We start from the raw sequence: 18,509 nt of genomic DNA on the forward strand, positions 1-18,509 counted from the left end.
CGTGTGTCAGGTATCTGCTTGTCCGGTGCTGCTGGCCGCCGCAGGAAGCGCTACGGGGGCGTCGGCGGGAATATCGATTTGCTGCTCCAGCAATACGACGTTTTTCTGATTGGTGTAAGTCAGTCGGTACTTTCCTGGCCGCAGGTAGAGCATGCCGCTAGGCTCGCTCTTATTAAAAAGAATACGATCATCCTGCTTGGCATTAAGTGGTATGGGGTCCAGCACCAGAATATCGGCAGCGATGGCATCCGGTCCCTCATCCACGTAATGCGCTTCCACCATGCATGGATAATCGTGCATGCATCGATTTCCGCTCACCGGAAAAGGTTTACGTAATCCGCCAAGGCTTACCCACGTCGGTCGGCCTGATTCGAACCGTTGCGCAGGAAAGAAGACGCTTATGTCGTAGCCGTCGCGCAGCGTCCATGGCTTGCCTTCGTTGTTTACAAAGACAGTCGGTACGGTGGGGTGATCATGCTGGATGACCATGTCGTAATAGGGATGATTGTCCTGGCTGACCTGATGCGGAAACATCACGGTCTGCTCGACGGTCAACGGGGCGATGCCCGATAGCTCATGAAGGTGTTCAGCCATCGATGAGCCACCGAGGACGCTGCCGGAAGACTGGATGTGCGCATACCCGGCATCGAGTACGAGCCTAGCATGGGGGTCTTTTTGGAATACTTCGTGGTAAAGATTGACCGCCTGTTCCTTTTCGCGAGCATCACCCGAAGCGTCCGAGATAGCTTCGTACGCAACCACCTTGAACCCGAGTCTCAGCGCGGTGCGAACCATCTCTGCGTAAATAGGCTCCTCAGTGTAAAAACCGCTGTTCTTGACGGGATAACCGCGCGACTGCAGGCCGGTATCGGCCTGATAAAGCGTTTCGGCGGCGAAATAGTTGAACCCCTCGTGACGTAGCTTGCTCAACAGCTGCACGGTCAAGGTTCGCGTCAGAGGCACGTTGTGCGCTTCGTTGAAGAAGACCGCGCGATAGTTTTTGGCAAGCTCGGGAATGGCTTCCAGAGCTGGTCTGGGCGAATAGCCTCCCTCTGCGAGGGGCGAGGCGTGATCTCCCGGCGCGGACGACTGCTTAATGGAAAAGCTGGCCGAGGCATCCGGATAATCGCCGATGAACGTCTGATACCAGCTGAGGTACTGACCGAAAATCAGTCGGAAGGCGGTGTCGTTACTTTTACCGTGCGCGTAGCGCATGACCTGGTACTGGGCGAGCAAGCCCTTGCGGCTTTCCGCTTGGTGCATGATCAGCTCGGATTTGCGCGATGCTTCCAACTGCTGAGATTTCCACTGAGCCGCCGATTGAGCGTGGACGGTGGTCGAAACACATGCCAACAGCAGGGCACTACCCAGCCAGCTGTCTTTATGAAGTGCTCTCATTCGCTTTTCCCCGTGACGACCGACGTTGCAGTTTTACCAGTCTGCAAGACGGCTGTCGCCTGGACGCCGCAAGGTTTTTGATGGACGGCCAATTTCTGGCTTACCCGTGCCAATCGTCACCTCACGTTTTGCCTGAATCGGGCGCACAATCAGTGGACCCTTGCCCGCCGCGGAGTTAATCATGCGCTCAACCGTTCTCCCCCTCCTGATCGCTCTTGCCCTGCCGGGCGCCGCACTGGCGCAGATGTCCGGTGCCCATACCGGGGCCATCTATGCCACGGTGGCCAAGGCCGTGGGCGATCCTGCGCGCGATGCCGACAAGGCCAACGACGCGCGGCGTAAAGTCAGTTCGATCATGGAGTTCGCGCATGTCCAACCGGGACAGAGCGTGCTGGAGCTGATTCCGGGCGGCGGCTATTTCACCCGCGTTTTCAGTGCCATCGTCGGCCCGCGCGGGCACGTGTATACGATCTGGCCTAACGAGTACGTCAAGGAAGATGCCGAGGATCTGGCCGCGGTGAAAAAGTTTGCCGCCGATCCGCACTATGCCAACGTCAGCGTTCTCGAACAGCCGGCCGACCAGCTGAGCTCACCGGCACCCGTCGACCTCGTGTTCACCTCGCAGAATTATCACGACTATCCGGACAAGTTCATGGGCAAGGTCGATCCGGCCGTGCTCGACAAGCAGGTGTTCGATGCGCTGAAGCCGGGCGGCCTGTTCGTGGTGATCGATCACGTGGCGCCGGCGGGCTCGGGCATGCAGGACACCGATACGCTGCACCGGATCGATCCGGCCATCGTCAAGCAGCAGATCGAGGCGGCGGGTTTTGTGTTTGACGGCGAAAGCAACGCGCTGCGCAATCCGGCGGACGACCACACGCTGAAAGTGTTCGACAAGGCGATACGCGGCCATACCGATCAGTTCATCTACCGCTTCCGCAAGCCAGCCAACTAAGCCAGTAGGTCACTGCAGGCCGCGCCAGATCGCGTCCAGCAGCACGTTCTGCGGATCCTCGCTCTGTTCCCAGTACATGATGCCGCCAAGATGCTGCGCTTTCACGAAGGCAGCCTTGGCGGCGATGGACTGCGTATCGTCATAGCTGATGAACTGGCGGGTCGCGGCGTTCCAAAGATAAGGCGCCTGGGCCTGCGCGTCCCAGTAGCGCACGAAGCCGCGGCGGTTGATGAAGTCGGACTGCAACTGTGGCCACGGATGTTCGCTGCCGTAATGACCGTAAGCCTGGTAGAGACCGTTATGGTTGGGCTTCACGTCATCGAATTCGCGGCCGTAGAAGGCTGCGCCGATCAGCAGCTTGCCCGGCGGCACACCCGCGGCGAGAAACTGTTTCACCGCACGGTCGGTGGTGCGCGCATCGGCCGGCGCGAGCGCTGACGCGTGCAGGCCGCTGTGATGTCCGGTTGTCGGCGTCATCGAGTTGACGACGTCGTAGGTCATCAGATTGAACCAGTCGAGGTACGGCGCTATCGCGGCGATGTCGATGCCGTCGACGAACGGCCCGTCGGCGACGGCCATGCTCAGTGTGTAATGGCGTCCGTGGCCTTGGCCCGCGGCATCCAGTGCAGTGCGGATACCTTGCAGCAGCAAGGTGAGGTGGGCCCGATCCTGCGTGCTCGAATGAATGCCCGATTCGGAATGACCGGGATATTCCCAGTCCACGTCGAGGCCGTCGGCATCGTTGTCGAGGAGCAGTTTCGTCGCGCTGTCGGCGAAGCGACGGCGGTTGGCCGGCGTGCTCGCCGCTTCGGAAAAGCCGCCCGCACCCCAGCCTCCGACCGACAGCACCACCTTCAGCGCGGGGTGTTTCGCCTTGAGACCCGTTAGCTGATGCAATTTCGTTGAGGCATCCGGATCGAGCACGACCCAGTCATCCGCGACCCGGGCGAAGGCAAAGATCAGCGTGTCGATCTTGCCGACGTCGACGTGATCCACACCGGCCTTGTCGACGTCGTAGCCTACGACGCGATAGTGCGGCGCAGGGGCACCGAGCGCGTGGACAGGCAGGTTGTGGCAGCCAGAGAGAAGCAGTGTCAGTGTCGCGATCAGTCTTGGACCGATCGGGTTGCGTTTTGGTGTGCCGCCGATCTTCATGGGCATCGTTCCGCTAGATACGATCGGCTATCTTCGCAGCCGCTACCGGCTTTGCCTATGCGTCTTTGTCCGCACGTGGTCTGGATAGCGATGTGCAGTCGCTGCGTAATCCGACGCCGATTGCCGGCACGATGATCCGCCGCCGATAGAAAAGGTCGCTGTGACACCTTATGCAGAAAAATGATCCACCATCGAGTCATGTGGCTGACCCAGCCGATCCGCCGCCGACGCGCCCGGTCGAACCGGATGCGGCGGACTGCTGCGGCGAAGGCTGCGTGCCCTGCGTGTTCGACACCTATGAACAGGCGCTTGAGCGTTATCGGGTGGCGCTGGCTGCGTGGCATGCGCGGCACGCTGGACATCCGTAGAACGCGCCAGCGCTGCGGGCAGCACTGAACTACACTGCGCCGATCTCTTTCCGCGCTTTCCAGGAATTCCCATGTCGCACGCCATGCACACCAGTTCGGTCCCCGTGTTCCGCCAGATGCTCGGCGGGCTCGATGCCATTCTCGCCAAAGCCGAGAAGCATGTGGTGGCCAGGAGCATCGAGCCGGCGGCGCTGACCCAGGCGCGGCTGTTTCCGGATATGTTTCCGTTGGCCAAGCAAGTGCAGATCGCCTGCGATTTCGCGCGTGGCGTCTCGGCTCGTTTGGCCGGTGTCGAGGTGCCGAAGATGGAAGAGGGCGAGCCGACGTTCGACGGGTTGCATGCCCTGATTGCGAGAACGATCGGTTTTATCGATGGCCTGAGCTCAGCATCGTTCGACGACGCGGCCGTACGCGAAATCGTCACCCGGCCGGGTACGCCCAAAGAGCGCCATTTCAGCGGGCAGAGCTATCTGCTGAGCTATGGCCTGCCGCAATTTTTCTTCCATGTGACCACGGCCTACGCGATCCTGCGCCACAACGGTCTGGAGATCGGCAAGCGCGATTACATGGGCGAGTACTGAGTCGAAAGCGGTAGCGAGAGCGAAACCTCGTACCGGAGCTTGCACGTGATGCGTGCAAGCCGGGTGACTGCAGCAGCCTGAACCGAAGGACCGATGCAGCCACCGTCAGGAAGCGTGCGCGATTACTTGGCGTTCTTCTTCTTTTCCTGCTTGGCCAGCTTCTTTTCCTTCATGGTTTTTTCCGGCTTTTTCTTGTCGCTCTTTTTCGAATCCAGACCCTTGCTCATGCTGCTCTCCGCGGTGTGGTGGTGGGACGGTCGGCACTGCTGACATCGCTGCACGCGTTTCGGTGTCTGAAAGCGTCGTTGCAGCGTGCGAAAGTCTACGCTAGATACGTTCGTGCGGCGCCAGATATCGCCACTGGCCGGGCGGCAGTTTGGCCAGCGAAATGCGGCCGACGCGCAAGCGCTTCATCGCCAGCACCTTCAGCCCGACCGCGTGGCACATCGGCTCGATCTGGGTGGGCTGCAGCACCTTGAACGCAAACCGCAGCCGCTGTTCGCTCTGCCAGCTGACCTTGATCGGCGGCATGGCGTAATTGTTGAAGTGCAGGCCGTGATTGAGCAGGGCCAGTCCGTTGGCGATCAGCTCGCCGCTCACGTCCACCACAAACTCCTGCTCGACCCGATCGACGTCCTCGGTGAGCTTGCGCGTCACTCGCCAATCCTGGGTAAAAATCATCAGGCCGGTGGCCGCGGTCGGCAGCGGGAGTGGCGAGTTCAGCCGCTGCAGGTGACGCTTCAGCGGGCGCACGCCGGAGGCATCGTCGGCCCATCGCGTTTCCGGGACGACCAGCGCGCTGGCCGGATTCGGGCCGTCACCGGCGTCGTAGCCGACCGGCTTATGCAGCACCAGAGTGGCCGGTTCGGTGGCGATCAGCTGCGCGCCGGGGTCCAGTTCGACCGTTTGCGTATCGACCATGAACTGCGGTGTTTCCACCACTACGCCATCGACGCGTACCCAGCCGCCCTCGATGTACTGCTCGGCCTCGCGCCGGGAACACTGGGCAAGGGCAACGACGCGTTTGGCGAGGCGAACCGGTTCAGTCATCGAGATGCCGTGCAGGAGAGAGCGGCCATTGTAGGCGGGGTTCGGCGCTGTGGCTGCCGATATCCCACGGCCGGGTCGAAAGCCGTTGCCAATCGCGGCAACCGTCCCCAAATCATTGTCCATAGCTACCGCGAGAACTCCCATGATTCCTTTTTCGATACTCGACCTGGCGCCCGTCACCGAAGGCAGCGACCCGGCGCAGGCTTTCCGCAACACGCTGGACCTGGCGCAGAACGCCGAACGACTCGGTTACCGCCGCTACTGGCTGGCCGAACACCACAATATGGTGGGTATTGCCAGCGCCGCCACGGCCGTGCTGATCGGCTATGTAGCCGGCGGTACGTCGAAAATTCGGGTGGGCTCGGGCGGCATCATGCTGCCGAATCATGCTCCGCTGCAGGTGGCCGAACAGTTCGGCACGCTGGCGTCGCTGTACCCGGGGCGTATCGATCTCGGGCTGGGCCGAGCGCCGGGCACCGATCAGCCCACCGCCAAGGCGCTGCGCCGCTATTTCGACAGCGCCGACGCGTTTCCGCACGACGTGATGGAGCTGCTGGGTTACTTCGAGTCGGTGAAGCCGGGCCAGCCGGTGCGCGCCGTACCGGGCGCCGGGCTCGACGTGCCGGTGTGGCTGCTGGGTTCCAGCCTGTTCAGCGCGACGTTGTCGGCGCGCCTTGGCCTGCCGTTCGCCTTTGCCTCGCATTTCGCCCCCGACGCGATGGACGAGGCGCTGGCGCTGTATCGCCGCGACTTCCGCCCGTCGGCCCGGCTGCAGCAGCCTTACGCCATGCTCGGCGTCAACGTGGTGGCCGCCGAAAGCGACGCGCAAGCGCGCCGGCTGTTCACCACCCAGCAGCAGAGCTTCATCAACCTGCGGCGAGGCAAACCCGGTCTTATTCCACCGCCGATCGACAACATCGAGTCGTATGCCTCGCCGATGGAGCGTCACGGCGTCGACCACGCGCTGGCCTGCGCGGTCATTGGCGACGCCGATACGGTAGAAGCGGGCCTCGAGGCCTTTATCGAGCGACACAAGCCGGACGAGTTGCTGATCACCGCCAACGTGTTCGAGCACGCGGCGCGGCGACGCTCGTTCGAGATCGCCGCCAGCGTGCGCGACCGGCTCGGCGCGGCCAGCCTGCAGGCAAGTTAAAGCGCTCAAGTGTGGGAAATAACCGAGTTGGCCCACGGATCGGCCATAATCGCGGTTATTCCACGAATTGCCGAAGCTTTTCCACGCATGAAGACACCCAAGGGCCTGCAGGATCTGATCGACGAAGGCGTTATCGACCAGGTACTGCGACCGCTGAAGAGCGGCAAAGAAGCTTCCGTCTATGTGGTGCGCTCGGGCGACGACGTCCGCTGTGCCAAGGTCTACAAGGACATGGCGCAGCGCAGCTTCCAGGCCCGCGTGCAGTATCAGGAAGGCCGCAAGGTGCGCGGCAGCCGCCAGGCTCGCGCCATGGGCAAGGCCACCAAGTTCGGCCGCAAGGAGGCCGAGGCGGCCTGGAAAAACGCCGAGGTCGACGCGCTCTACGCGCTCACCGCCGCCGGCGTGCGCGTGCCCAAACCGTACGGTTATTTCAACGGCGTACTGGTGATGGAGCTGGTCACCGATGCAGAAGGCTATTCCGCGCCGCGCCTGGGCGAAGTGGAGCTGTCGGCAGACACCGCGCGCGACTACCACCGCTTTCTGATGCAGCAGGTGGCGCGAATGCTGTGCGTGGGCCTGATCCACGGCGACCTTTCCGAATACAACGTGCTGGTCGGGCCGGAAGGTCCGGTCATCATCGACCTGCCGCAGGTCGTCAGCGCCTCCGGCAACAACGCCGCGCGCACCATGCTTCGCCGCGACGTCGGCAACATCACCATCAGCCTGTCACGCTTCGCACCCGAGCTGCTTGACAGCTACTACGCCGAAGAAATGTGGGCGCTGTTCGAGCTCGGTGAACTGCACCCCGACACCGAGCTCACCGGCCACTTCGAATTCGACGAAACCATCGCCGACGTCGACAGCGTGATGCAGTCGATCATCGATGCGCGCGAGGAGGCGATCATTCGCCAGCAGGGAAGGGACGAGGCGGCGCAGGCTGATTGAGGCTGCGCCTGCCGGCGGGTAACTTTTTCGCGACGGCCTGGATCGATCGGAGCCGAATGTCTCGCGGTGGCGTTGCGAGGCGAGTCGGTTGTGCGCGCCCCCGGCAGCTGCTGCCTGCCGAGGAGAAGCGTTCGCGCCCATACGCAATCCGCCGACAGATCCGCACCGGAACGCAGCACGCAGATGGGCAACCGTCGGTGCTTGCCGGCTTGCTCCGATCGGTCCGGCCAGAATGACCGTCACTTGAAAGCGGCTAGGCTTCGGGCTGAAAAAACGTGCCATGATTTGCCTGCCGCCGAAACAACGCGCGGCATGGCATGCCGTAGAGATCGTCTTGTCGATTTGCATGGCAGTCGACTATCGACGCCACGCCCTTTATCGTTTTACCGTTACTGCCGCCTATTGAACCATTCCAAGGGTAACCCGAGCAGGCAAGCTCGTTCGAGAACGGACATCGAATGAGCGGTGGGGCATCCATTGGGTATCTTGCCGAATCCTATCTATTTCGTCGCAGAGACCTGAAGCTATATGTCCGTAGACAGCCAAGAACCAAGCATGCGCCAGATGAATACGCGAGATCGGCTGTTGCATGCAGCCGAAGCGTCATTTATCGAGCATGGTTATGAAGCCATGCTGCTGCAGGATGTTACCCGTCGCGCGAAGGCGAATGCGGCTGCCGTGAACTATCATTTCGGCGGCAAAGAGCTGTTGATGCGTGAGGTGCTTTCCATGCGTCTGGACCGCTTGAACTCCGAACGGCTGCAGTTGCTTTCATGCTGCGAGCAGCGTCGTGGCCGGCGGCCGCTGGACGCTACCGAAGTACTTAGCGTGCTGTTCGTGCCGGCGTTGCGGCTCAGTCGCCCGCCGGCCGGTAGTCCGGCTTTCATCAGCCTGCTGGGGCGCGTCTATAGCGACTCCTCGCCGTTTATCCGCGATTATCTGGAAGAACACTACCGACCGATCTTCGAACGTTTCTTCGAGGCGTTTTCGCGAGCGTTGCCCGACATGTCGCGCAGCGAACTCAGCATGCGCTTGCGCTTCAGTCTGCAAGGCCTGGCTGGCTTGCTAGCAGGCCAGCGTGTCGATGAACTGATTGCCGCATTGAGCATGGGGAAGTCGATCGATGAAACCGTGCTGCTGGCGCGCTTGATCGCATTGGTGCAGCCCATGCTTACCGATCCGCTGGGTACACCGAAGCAGGTGCGTGCCGTGGAGCAGGTCGAGAAACTCGCCCATGTCGCCGCGCAGGCCACCGATGACGCCGCAAAGGCAGCCGTTTCCGTACCGGGCAGGCGCTCGATCAAACGAAAAGCTTCTTAGCCTCGCGTCCATGGTGTCGCGCTTCATGCACGGCTTGCCGGTCCCGCCAGGTTCGGCGCGATGCGCGCAGAGGCAGCCGAAGACGGGCGACTTTGCTGCCGCGATGCCATGAAACCCTTCTGAAGACGGCGCGACAAGTGGCCCGGCAAGACGGTGCCGTTCGAACAGGAGTTTTCCATACGGATCGCGGTCCCTCTTGATTCGGCGGTTTTCGCTGGCGAGCGCAAGTCCATCAGACCGCTCGTCGATCTCCTTGCCGTCGATGGACATGCATTACGGCTCCTGCGCCATAGCCGGGGCGGCAGGAGATGGCTGCGCTGCAGCAAACGATGTCCCTGGAAGCCGGTTGGCAGGCGCTCCCGCCATCCGGAGCGTCGATGCTCATGCCGCTGAAAACTCAAGCCCGCACGTTCATCGCCAGTACTCGGCGACACCTGCCACAAGCCTGCGCGGGCACATGGTGCGTTGCAGATTGACCCGTGCCTGTGCCGGGCTCATTGTAAAACCTCCATTTCAAATGGTGCATTGAAATAATGATTTCAATGCACTCATTGAATTTCGGGGTGCCGAAAAACACCGAGAAAGGTCGACCTGAAATCGATCTGAAACCGATGTTGGGCGGTGGGGTAAGTCAGTGAGCTGAACCAGCGTTTGTGTTGCATCTGGCCATGGAGGCATGGGGCGCATGTTCGTCAATAGGAAAGACATCGGCGTCAGCGGAGCTGATACGCGAAAGCGCTTGTGCGTGCCGCGTGCGGCCGAATCGCGATTCATCCAGCACGGATACGAGGCGAGGTCGCTGCACCAGATCGCCCCAGGCGCGAATCCCAACCCGGTCCCCATCAACCATCACTTCGCCGGCAACGCCCTATTGATCGAAGAGATGTTGGCTGCGCGGCTGGACTCTCTCAATCGCGAACGTCTGCGGTCATGCCAGGGAAGCTTTTGCTGCCTTCTGGTTGGCGAAGGCATGGATGCATGGATCGCCGCCATCGGCGCAGGCGAGGCCGCCGATGCAGCCGTACTGCTGGCGCGCCCGGACGCGCTGATCAGTCTGACGCTAACTGCCACGTTGGGTGCCACCGAACGAGTCAGCCTTGTGCGGCAGGTCGTAGAGCAGGCGAGTGCGGCCGCGCTTGCGATCGATGCGCCCGATGTGCCGCCGGGCAACCGGCGCCGGCGACCATCGCCGAAAAACGAGTCGTGGGGTGGCCGGATACGCAGGGAATCGTTTTAAGCCGTTGCCGCTGTCCGGCACCGGGCGGTGCCGTGACATCTCAACCGATGCCGCAAGGCATCGCCTATCAACTGGAGATACAACATGAAAGTGCAATCCAAATCGCTGTTGTTGGCATGCATGTTGGCCGTGGGCTCGATGGGCGCTGCGCCAGCGTTCGCTGCTCATGGCGTTCCTCTGAATACGACGTTCAGCGCTTCGGGAGCGACCAGCCTGACGGCGGGCGGCATAACCGTCGCCTGTACCTCGACTTTTACGCTGGTGAGCGGTGCCAACGTGGCCAACAACACGACGGTGACGCAGGCCGTCTTTACCGGCAGCAATCCCATTTGCGCCTCGCTGACTGCGCAAGGCTTGCCCTGGCAGGTGACTTACAACTCGACCACCGCGGCAACCATTCAGAACGTCAGCATCAGGACGCCACTGACGACTTGCGCCGGCAATGTAAGCGCGGCGATCAACAGCGCCGCCAGCAGCATCACGATCAGCGGCAATGTGGGCTCCGGCTGCACCGCCAGCGGCGTGCTCGCCGTATCGCCTGCATTCCAGGTGATAACTCCCAACTGATGCCTTGAGCGTCTGAGAGTGCAAGGCATGCAGAGGAACGCTCGTCGGTCGTCTGCATGCCGTTTTTCCTGCAACGTTTGCCGACCTGAGAGAACTTTTTAATGGAAAAGATCCGATCATTGCATCGTCATGTCTCCACGCGCCTGGCGACGACCGCGCTGGCCTCGGCGGTAGTTATCGCGTTGTGCGTGCCGACGCATGTGCGCGCTGCCGCGTTCCAGCTGCCGGTTTCCAACGCCGCGGGATTCGGCCGCGCCTTTGGCGGCGGCTCGCTGTGGCAGAACGATCCGTCCGCCTCCTACAACAATCCCGCCGCGATGGCGTGGTTCACCTCGCCGGTAGTGCAGGGTAGCTGGATCGGCATCGACATCAGCACCCAGTTCCACGGTTCCATGACCGATCCGTCGGGTGCGCCGTTGCCCGGCAGCAATCCCAACGGCGGGGACCATCTGAACAATGACGGCTCGGCCTTCGCCGTATTGCCGGTCTCGGATCGTTTCGCTCTGGGTTTCGGGCTGGACGTACCTTATGCGCTGGTAACCAAATATAGCCCGGACGCGCGATTTGCCCAGTTCGGCACCATGACAAGCCTCAAGTCGATCGGTCTCAATGTGTCCGGCAGCTTCAAGATCAGCGATACCTTTGCGCTGGGTCTTGGCGTAATCGCCCAGCGTACGCGCGCCCAGCTCAATAACGGGCTCAATCTCGGCGGGACCGCATATGCGTCGGGGGCCACGGGGGGCATTCCCACGCCGCTGGACGAAGTCGCGCAAATCAACGTACGCGTGCACAACTGGTCGGAAGGTTATTTTCTTGGCGGCGAATGGAAGCCAACCGACGATGATTCGCTGGGTGTGAGCTACCACTCGCGCGTGGGCAACCGGCTGACCGGCAGCTATTTTATCTCTTATCCCAACGCTGCCACAGCAGCCGACGCGCAAGGTCTGATCAACGCGATTCCCGTATTGAACGCGATCTTCACAGGCCTGCCCGGATTCGGCGCTTTTCCGTTGCCCGAACTCAACGGAAGCGGCAGCAATTCCCCCGCCTCCGCCGTGCTCAATCTGCCGGCGTTCGTCAATATCGACTATCTGCACCGGTTCAACGATCGCTTCAGCCTGGGCGCTTCCGTGCAATGGACCAACTGGTCCAAATTCCAGACCCTGACGCTGTCCTCGCAGGGGGTCAACTTGATCACGTTGCCCGAGCATTATCGCAACAGTTATTCGTTCAGCCTCGGTGGCGACTACACATTGAACGATCAGTGGACGTTGCGAGGTGGCGTGGCTTACGACGAGACGCCCACGGTAACCGACACGCGCGAGACGCGAGTGCCGGACAATAACCGCAAGGTTCTCGGTCTTGGCGTGGGCTACCAGGCCACCGATCGTCTGAGCTTCGACGCGGCGTATGAGCACCAGTTCGTCAGCAACGCCACGATAAAACAGACCAACCAGGTCGCGCTCGGTGGCGGCACGATTGACGGATATGCCAAGGACAGCGGTGACGTCGTCTCGTTGACGGCCACGTATAAACTCTAGATCGGCCAGCGGGTGAGTCCCCGATCGTGCAGTCGTCTGTTTGCACGAACCCGTCATCCGCGGATGACGTCGGGCAGGCTGCGGGATGGCCGGTGTTTTCATTTCACAGCGGCAACGGACGCTTCTACGCCGGCAGACGATGGCTGGGATGCCTCGTCTGCCGACGACCACGGGTGTTCCATTTTGTGGAAAAGTGGAGGCCATCGACGTCCGGCCCTCCGGTAAAGCCGGACCGTCGTGACCGCGCGCTGCACGCGGTTTGGTCGCGTCCTGCGACCCCATGCCGACAGCTACGCGCTAGCGGGAGCGCCTCACCGGCAGCGCGTACCGATGCAACAGGTGAGGCCCATGTCCCGGAGGGATCCGATAATGCGCGGCGGCCGATCGTCGACGCCCGTGAGAGGGCGGTCATTCGTCAGCCGCGCACGGGCGAGGCGGTGCAAGCGTAGGCGTTGGGCACGGCGCGACGCAGCGCTGAACCGCTGCGCGCACTTACGCGTAGGGGGTTCCATCCTTGTGCACGAACGTCCACTTGCCGTTGTCCATAAGGGCTTCCAGATCGTCGTCGGGATAACGGACTTCGTCGCCCGCAATTCGGTCGCCGACTTCGAGATACAAAACGTCTTCCGACGTTTCGTTCACCAGACAGTGTCCATCGCCCGTATTCGCCTTGAATCCGGCGCACATGCCAGGGTCGAGCTGCATCGAACCCGCGTCCGTTCTGAGCGTGGGATGCCCTTGCAGAATATAGACGAACTCGTCTTGTCGAGTGTGCGCATGACGCAGCGATGAAACGGCATTTGGGCTCAGTCGAGTGAGATTGACGCCGAAATTCGCGAGGCCGAACATGTCGCCGAGCGCGCGCTTCTCACGCCCGGCCATGCGCGATGCGAAAGGCTCGGGGTAATTGGACGGCCGGGTTCTTACTGGCGCGTCGAAGGCCCTTATGGCCGCAGGTTTGGCATCTTCCGACATACCTATCCTTTGTTGTGAAAAACGGAAAAGCACCCGCGCACGAGATTTGGCGGCCGTTTTCCCCGAGCTTCGCTCGGCGCATCAAGAGCCAACTTTTAGTTCGCTGTCCATCGAAAGTAGCCGTACACAAGCACTTGCCGGGCCGCGAGTCATATCAGGCACAAACACGCCCCATCACTGGCCGGCAGGTGGCTGCCAGAGCTCGATCTTGTTGCCTTCCGGATCGATAACCCAGGCGAACTTCCCGTACTCCGAGTCGTCGATCTTCTCGAGCACGTTGCAGCCTTCGTCGCGCAGGGCTTTCACCAGGGCATATAGATCATCCACGCGATAATTGACCATGAAAGATGCCGTGCTCGGCGCAAACTGATCTCCCTCCGACGAACCGACCGACCAGACGGTTGTCCCAGCCACAGGCTGGCCTTCGTCATCGGTCCAGGGAAAAGCCGTTCCACCCCAAGCCTGGACATCGATGCCGAGATGCTGCTTGTACCAAGCCCGCAGTGCAGGAGCGTCCTTCGCCTTGAAAAAGATGCCGCCAATGCCAGTGACCCGTTTCATGGAACCTCCGCGGTTGGTGGTAATGAGAGGATGCCTTTTTAAGAACTAACGCTTGAATGGAGCAGTGGCGGTTTTTGCCTTGAATGAAATGTCAGGCCGCGACGATCGGGCTTGCAAGCAAGGGCCAAACTGCCGACGAGGCGACAAACGAACCATTCCGGCCACCGAGTATCATAAACATCTGCGTGTCAATGAATGCAAAAATTCAACGTGGAACAGATCGTCCGTATTCGGAGGCGTGGATGAGCCATCCGTGATTCGCACTCCGAAGCAAAACAAACGTTTTGCTTTCCAGTCAAGGACGCCAGAGCAACGATCAAGACAAATCTCAATTCTCAGGGCGTCACGTTCAGCAGTTCCACATCGAACACCAGCGAAGCGCCGGGTGGAATGGCGTCGCCGGCGCCATTGTCGCCGTAGCCGAGCGACGCGGGAATCAGCAGGGTACGTTTGCCGCCGACGCGCATGCCGGCGACGCCCTGGTCCCATCCTTCGATGACCTTGCCTTCGCCGAGGGTGAAGGTGAACGGTGTGCCGGTGTCGAGCGAGCTATCGAATTGGCTGCCGTGGTGATCCTTGGCGTTTTTATCGTAGAGCCAGCCGATGTAGTGCACCACCACGTCCTTGCCGTTCATCGCTACCTTGCCGGTGCCGACTTTCGTATCGATCACGATGAGCTTTTGCACTTCGCCCTGGGCATGCGCCTGCGGCGAGGCGCTGCAGGCGGTGATGACGAACAGGGCGAGCAGGGGCAGCAACCAGCGCATGGCTTGATTCCTTGGTGAGTATGGTTGGATGTGAGCGATGGGACCGAGATCGGCTGCATCGGTGCGCCATTGTTCTTGAAAACGACCCGGCGCGGAAGCCGCGCGCTACTCGCTCAGCCGACGGTTTCGGCCATACCCATGCGCTGCATCGGATCGATCGTCACCGACTCGGCGTCGTTCATCAGCTGCAGCTGGCCGTCCTGGATCAGTGCCTGCAGGCGCATGCCTCGCTGCAGCAGCGGCAGCAGTTCGGCCACGGTGTCAGCAGGGATATCGAGCACGGTGAGGTTTTTATGGCGCGCCAGCGAAGCGCCGACTTTGCTCCACCAGATATCGGCCGTGTTGCCGCCATAGTTGATCGCCACCACTTGCCGCGAGCGGCCGCAGGCCTTGCGGATACGCGCTTCGTCGGGCTGGCCGAGTTCGATCCACAGCTCGATCTCGTCGGTATAGTCCTTGCGCCACAGCGCCGGCTCGTCCTCGTCGCTGACGCCCTTGCCGAATTCCAGCCTATCTTCGGCATAGAGGGCAAAGGCCAGCAGTCGCACCATCAGCCGCTCTTCGGTTTCCGACGGGTGGCGTGCCAGGGTCAGCGCATGGGTGGCGTAGTAGTGCCGATCCATGTCGCTGATCTGCAGTTCGACTTTGTATATGGTGGCGTTGAGTGCCATGAGCGTGGCCGTCGGAGGTATCCCGCCCATTCTACGCCTCTCGCAGGCCCCTCAGCGGTGGCTTGGACGATTCTGGCGATGTCAGCGCTCGTTCACCTGTAGCCCCTTGACCAGCCGATCGAGCTGGCTTTTCATGACTTCCTGCGGTACCGAACCTTCCGCCGCGACGAAAGCGGTGTAGAGCACGGTGGAGGAATCGGTGGGTTCGCCCACCACGGTGGCGATGCGGGTGACGCCGTCCTTGTTGTAGGACACGCTATCGTCGGGCGACTGGCGATGCCTGAACTTGTCCCACTGGTTGCGAAAGCTGTCATCGAGATCGTCGGTCGGCGCGATATGCCGATTGACGTTGATGCGCGTGTTTTCGTGGGCATCGGGTCGGGCCTCGACGTCGGCCACTTCCCAGCTCACCGTGTGGCGATTCTGGCTGGCGCCGTTGACGATGTAGCCGAAACCCAGGTCGAGATAACTGTCTGGATCGATCTTCTGCAGGTCCGGGGTATAGGTGAGGCTGAAGCGCTTGGAGTGGAACGCGAACCGGTGGCCGTAGTCGATGCGCAGATCGATGCCAGAGAAAGCGGCAGGCAGCAGGGCCGTGTTCGTCAGATAGTCCTTCCACTGCGCCAGCGTGCCGCCGTAGGACATGTCGACGAAGTCGCAGGCCGCCTGCATGTCGATCATTGCGGGATGCTGCTGGCTGGCCGGCACCAGGCGGATCATCGAAACATAACCGTCTGGAACCGGCAGCGAAAAGGCGATAGCAATCGCGTTGCCGTAGGCAAGCGGCCACACGCGAACCTGCCAGTGCCGCTGGTAGGTGTCGCTGAAGATCGTCTGCTGAGTGGGCTCGCCCAGCGACGTGACCCGGACCTTCGCCGAACCGATATCGCGGAAAAACGACCAGCTCTTCAGCGTCAGATCCATGAACGTCTTGGCGTGCCCATATAGCTCGCTGGCGGTCAGGTCGTCCGGCTTGCGCAAGTGCATCAATATCAAGTTGCCACCTACGACGCTGGTTTCCACAAAGCCGTTCCTCTGCAGCGATGAACGGCTTGCCTGCGGCCGCGCCATCACCCAAGTGCCGCTGCCGTTGCGTCGAATGATCGCTGGGAAGGTGCGCAAGTCGGCGTTGGCGTGCAGCAGACGATTGGACCCGCTGCCGTTCGGAAACAGCTGGTCGGCGTTCGTCTCACGTAGCTTTTTCAGCTGGCCGTCGACAAAGGCATCGCGCAGCGTTAGGTACGTGGCGCTGAAATCGGCGAAGCTCTTTGGCAGGGCGAACTGCTGCTTGAAGGTGTCGGTCTGGGACGTATCGAGAAAGCTGGCCTGATAGGGAAAACGCTTGTCGATCACGGCGAGGTGGTCCGGCGCTTTCAATACCTCGTCGATCGGCAGGGCGTAGTTGAGATTTTCGTTCGGCGATTTCATCAACACGATGCCGATGATCTTGCCGTCCTTGTCCAACAGCGGACCGCCGCTGTTGCCGGGCGAGGCGGCGGCGGAGAAGCGCATCCATTTCCAGCGTCCGTCCTGATCTTCCGGCGTGTCGGAGGTATACAGGCCGTCACGAACGATCACGCCGGTGCCCAGCGCATTGCCGACTGCGTAAACCACCGTGTTCAATGTGGGCTTGGTATTGATGTCCAGCGCGGTGACTTTGGACGGCTGAGTGGCCAGCGAAAAAACCACGAAGTCCTGGCCCAGCGAAAACTGCGTGATCTTGTCGATGGCATAAACGTGGCCGTCCGCATCGCGAAGTACCGGGGCACCCATCAGGCTGCCGACGCCAAGATTGATGACATGCGCCGCCGTCACATAGCGGTTGCCGCCGAGCGCGAAAGCCGTACCGATCGACAGGTATTTGTCGTTGCGAAATTGATACGGCAGCAGATCCAGCGGCAGCGCCTTCTCATACGTGAGCGGGTCGTCGACCGGCTTGGGAATCACCACTTCGAAGGTGGCTGCCTGCACTTTCTGCAGCATCCCAGGATCGAGGCTGGCCGCCAAGCTGGGATGGATGCCGGCGAGTGACAGTGATAGGACCAGCAGTGTGGCGAGGCCGACGCGAGCGATCCATGGCCTGATAGATGAAGCGGCTTGTTCCCTAAACCTCGATGCCTGCATGGTGAGTCCTTGTTGTTCGCAAAACGGATGCCGAGCCACGTGTCGGCAGGGATGCGTTCGGGCTGAATCATGCCCGCGTCGAGTCTATTCAAAGCTCACCGCAAATACATATCGGCCTCATTACGCCATAGTCGAAAGAAGCTGCAGATCGACCTCTAATGCGCACTACACTCACCGGCATGAGCCTGACCACGATCTATGCCCGCGATGCCGACGCGAGCACCGTGCATCTGCCTGCCGGACCGTGGCCGACCGTGCTGGACAGTTTGTGTGCGACTTTTACGTCGATCCCCCGCGAGCAGTGGTTCGATCGCATGGCGCGCGGGCGCGTGCTGGACGCACGCGGTGTCGCCATCACGCCGACGATGCCGCATCCGAGTATGGGATTACGCGTTCATTACTACCGTGAGGTGGTGGATGAAACGTCCATTCCCTTTGCCGAGAACGTGCTGCATGTCGACGAGCATCTTGTGGTGGCCGACAAGCCGCATTTCCTGCCGGTGATACCCAGCGGTGGTTTTGTGGAGCAGACGCTGCTGCGACGACTGATGCGTCGGCTGGACAACCCCGATCTGGTGCCGCTGCATCGGATCGACCGCGCCACCGCGGGGCTGGTGTTGTTTTCGGCCAATCGCACCAGCCGCTCGGCCTATCAGGCGCTGTTTCAGCAGCAGCGCATCGAAAAACGCTATGAGGCGCTGGCCCCGCCCTTGCCCGAGCAAGCTTTTCCATTGACTCGACGCACACGGCTGGTGCGCGGCGAACCGTTTTTCCGCACGCAGGAAGTCGACGGCGAACCGAACAGCGAGACACGTATCGAAGTGATGGCTGCGGTCGAGCGCGGAGATGAGAGTTGGCGCTACGCGCTCTATCCAATTACCGGCAAGAAGCATCAGCTGCGCGTGCATATGGCCGCGCTGGGGGCGCCGATTCTCAACGATCCGTGGTATCCGGTGTTGACTGAGCGCGACGTCGATGATTACCAGCGGCCGCTGAAGCTGCTGGCAAAAACGCTGGCGTTTGTCGATCCGCTATCCGGCGAACGGCGAGAGTTCGAGAGTCGCCTGCGCTTGTGAGCGTTCTGCCAGCCGCGCGCGGCCGGCGGCTTTCGACCTCGAAACAACCACGGCGGGCCATTCCA

18 protein-coding genes are annotated in these 18,509 nt (G+C 61.3%); 10 read left to right on the top strand and 8 right to left on the bottom strand.

Translation table 11 applies throughout. The annotated features are described in order from the left end of the window. Positions 1-6: 6 nt before the first annotated feature. Positions 7-1,398, bottom strand: a complete 1,392-nt coding sequence (locus HDE78_RS12580; RefSeq protein WP_179479975.1) for a hypothetical protein — start codon at positions 1,396-1,398, stop codon at positions 7-9. A 181-nt stretch (positions 1,399-1,579) separates the two neighbouring features. Here HDE78_RS12580 and HDE78_RS12585 point away from each other — a divergent pair, with 181 nt between their 5' ends. Next, on the top strand, positions 1,580-2,353 hold the full coding sequence (locus HDE78_RS12585) for a class I SAM-dependent methyltransferase (RefSeq protein ID WP_179479977.1): 774 nt from the start codon (positions 1,580-1,582) through the stop codon (positions 2,351-2,353). A 9-nt stretch (positions 2,354-2,362) separates the two neighbouring features. Here the strand turns inward: HDE78_RS12585 and HDE78_RS12590 are convergent, their stop codons facing one another. Continuing rightward, positions 2,363-3,508, bottom strand: a complete 1,146-nt coding sequence (locus HDE78_RS12590) for a glycoside hydrolase family 18 protein (protein WP_255457782.1) — start codon at positions 3,506-3,508, stop codon at positions 2,363-2,365. 170 nt (positions 3,509-3,678) lie between these two features. On the opposite strand from HDE78_RS12590, the gene HDE78_RS12595 reads away from it, so the two are divergent. Both HDE78_RS12595 and HDE78_RS12600 read left to right on the top strand, forming a co-directional pair. Then, positions 3,679-3,876: an oxidoreductase-like domain-containing protein gene (locus HDE78_RS12595; protein ID WP_179479981.1), complete on the top strand. Its 198-nt coding sequence runs from the start codon at positions 3,679-3,681 to the stop codon at positions 3,874-3,876. Positions 3,877-3,947: 71 nt separating this feature from the next. Beyond that, on the top strand, positions 3,948-4,457 hold the full coding sequence (locus HDE78_RS12600; RefSeq protein WP_179479983.1) for a DUF1993 domain-containing protein: 510 nt from the start codon (positions 3,948-3,950) through the stop codon (positions 4,455-4,457). Positions 4,458-4,784: 327 nt separating this feature from the next. On the opposite strand, the gene HDE78_RS12610 is transcribed toward HDE78_RS12600, so the two are convergent. After that, the gene (locus HDE78_RS12610; RefSeq protein WP_179479985.1) at positions 4,785-5,507 is read right to left on the bottom strand and encodes an rRNA pseudouridine synthase; all 723 of its coding nucleotides are present in this window, start codon (positions 5,505-5,507) and stop codon (positions 4,785-4,787) included. A gap of 142 nt (positions 5,508-5,649) precedes the next feature. On the opposite strand from HDE78_RS12610, the gene HDE78_RS12615 reads away from it, so the two are divergent. From HDE78_RS12615 to HDE78_RS12640, 6 genes are all read left to right on the top strand, one after another. Further along, positions 5,650-6,660, top strand: coding sequence for an LLM class flavin-dependent oxidoreductase (locus tag HDE78_RS12615; RefSeq protein ID WP_179479987.1), 1,011 nt, complete (start codon positions 5,650-5,652; stop codon positions 6,658-6,660). Positions 6,661-6,747: 87 nt separating this feature from the next. Beyond that, positions 6,748-7,605 (top strand): PA4780 family RIO1-like protein kinase, encoded by an 858-nt coding sequence (locus HDE78_RS12620; protein ID WP_179479989.1) that lies wholly within the window; start codon positions 6,748-6,750, stop codon positions 7,603-7,605. Between the two features lie 564 nt (positions 7,606-8,169). Continuing rightward, positions 8,170-8,925 (top strand): TetR/AcrR family transcriptional regulator, encoded by a 756-nt coding sequence (locus HDE78_RS12625; protein WP_255457783.1) that lies wholly within the window; start codon positions 8,170-8,172, stop codon positions 8,923-8,925. 685 nt (positions 8,926-9,610) lie between these two features. Then, complete coding sequence (locus HDE78_RS12630) at positions 9,611-10,162, top strand: hypothetical protein (protein WP_179479992.1); 552 nt, start codon at positions 9,611-9,613, stop codon at positions 10,160-10,162. Positions 10,163-10,246: 84 nt separating this feature from the next. After that, positions 10,247-10,729: a hypothetical protein gene (locus HDE78_RS12635; protein WP_179479994.1), complete on the top strand. Its 483-nt coding sequence runs from the start codon at positions 10,247-10,249 to the stop codon at positions 10,727-10,729. A 101-nt stretch (positions 10,730-10,830) separates the two neighbouring features. Then, on the top strand, positions 10,831-12,270 hold the full coding sequence (locus tag HDE78_RS12640; protein WP_179479996.1) for an outer membrane protein transport protein: 1,440 nt from the start codon (positions 10,831-10,833) through the stop codon (positions 12,268-12,270). Between the two features lie 492 nt (positions 12,271-12,762). On the opposite strand, the gene HDE78_RS12645 is transcribed toward HDE78_RS12640, so the two are convergent. From HDE78_RS12645 to HDE78_RS12665, 5 genes are all read right to left on the bottom strand, one after another. After that, complete coding sequence (locus HDE78_RS12645; protein ID WP_179479998.1) at positions 12,763-13,245, bottom strand: cupin domain-containing protein; 483 nt, start codon at positions 13,243-13,245, stop codon at positions 12,763-12,765. Between the two features lie 174 nt (positions 13,246-13,419). Further along, positions 13,420-13,806 (bottom strand): VOC family protein, encoded by a 387-nt coding sequence (locus HDE78_RS12650; protein WP_179480000.1) that lies wholly within the window; start codon positions 13,804-13,806, stop codon positions 13,420-13,422. A 335-nt stretch (positions 13,807-14,141) separates the two neighbouring features. Further along, positions 14,142-14,573 carry an FKBP-type peptidyl-prolyl cis-trans isomerase gene (locus tag HDE78_RS12655; protein ID WP_179480002.1) on the bottom strand — a complete coding sequence of 144 codons (432 nt, stop codon included), beginning with the start codon at positions 14,571-14,573 and terminating at the stop codon, positions 14,142-14,144. Between the two features lie 113 nt (positions 14,574-14,686). Continuing rightward, a complete protein-coding gene (locus HDE78_RS12660) occupies positions 14,687-15,244 on the bottom strand; it encodes a YaeQ family protein (RefSeq protein ID WP_179480004.1) in 558 nt (185 codons plus the stop codon). A gap of 81 nt (positions 15,245-15,325) precedes the next feature. Continuing rightward, entirely contained in the window at positions 15,326-17,227 is a 1,902-nt protein-coding gene (locus tag HDE78_RS12665) for a trypsin-like peptidase domain-containing protein (RefSeq protein WP_255457784.1), read from the bottom strand. Positions 17,228-17,526: 299 nt separating this feature from the next. Between HDE78_RS12665 and HDE78_RS12670 the strand changes: the two genes are divergently transcribed. Continuing rightward, positions 17,527-18,444, top strand: coding sequence for a pseudouridine synthase (locus HDE78_RS12670; protein ID WP_255457785.1), 918 nt, complete (start codon positions 17,527-17,529; stop codon positions 18,442-18,444). Positions 18,445-18,509: the final 65 nt, after the last annotated feature.

It is taken from the genome of Rhodanobacter sp. K2T2 (assembly GCF_013408815.1).
Lineage (GTDB): Bacteria > Pseudomonadota > Gammaproteobacteria > Xanthomonadales > Rhodanobacteraceae > Rhodanobacter.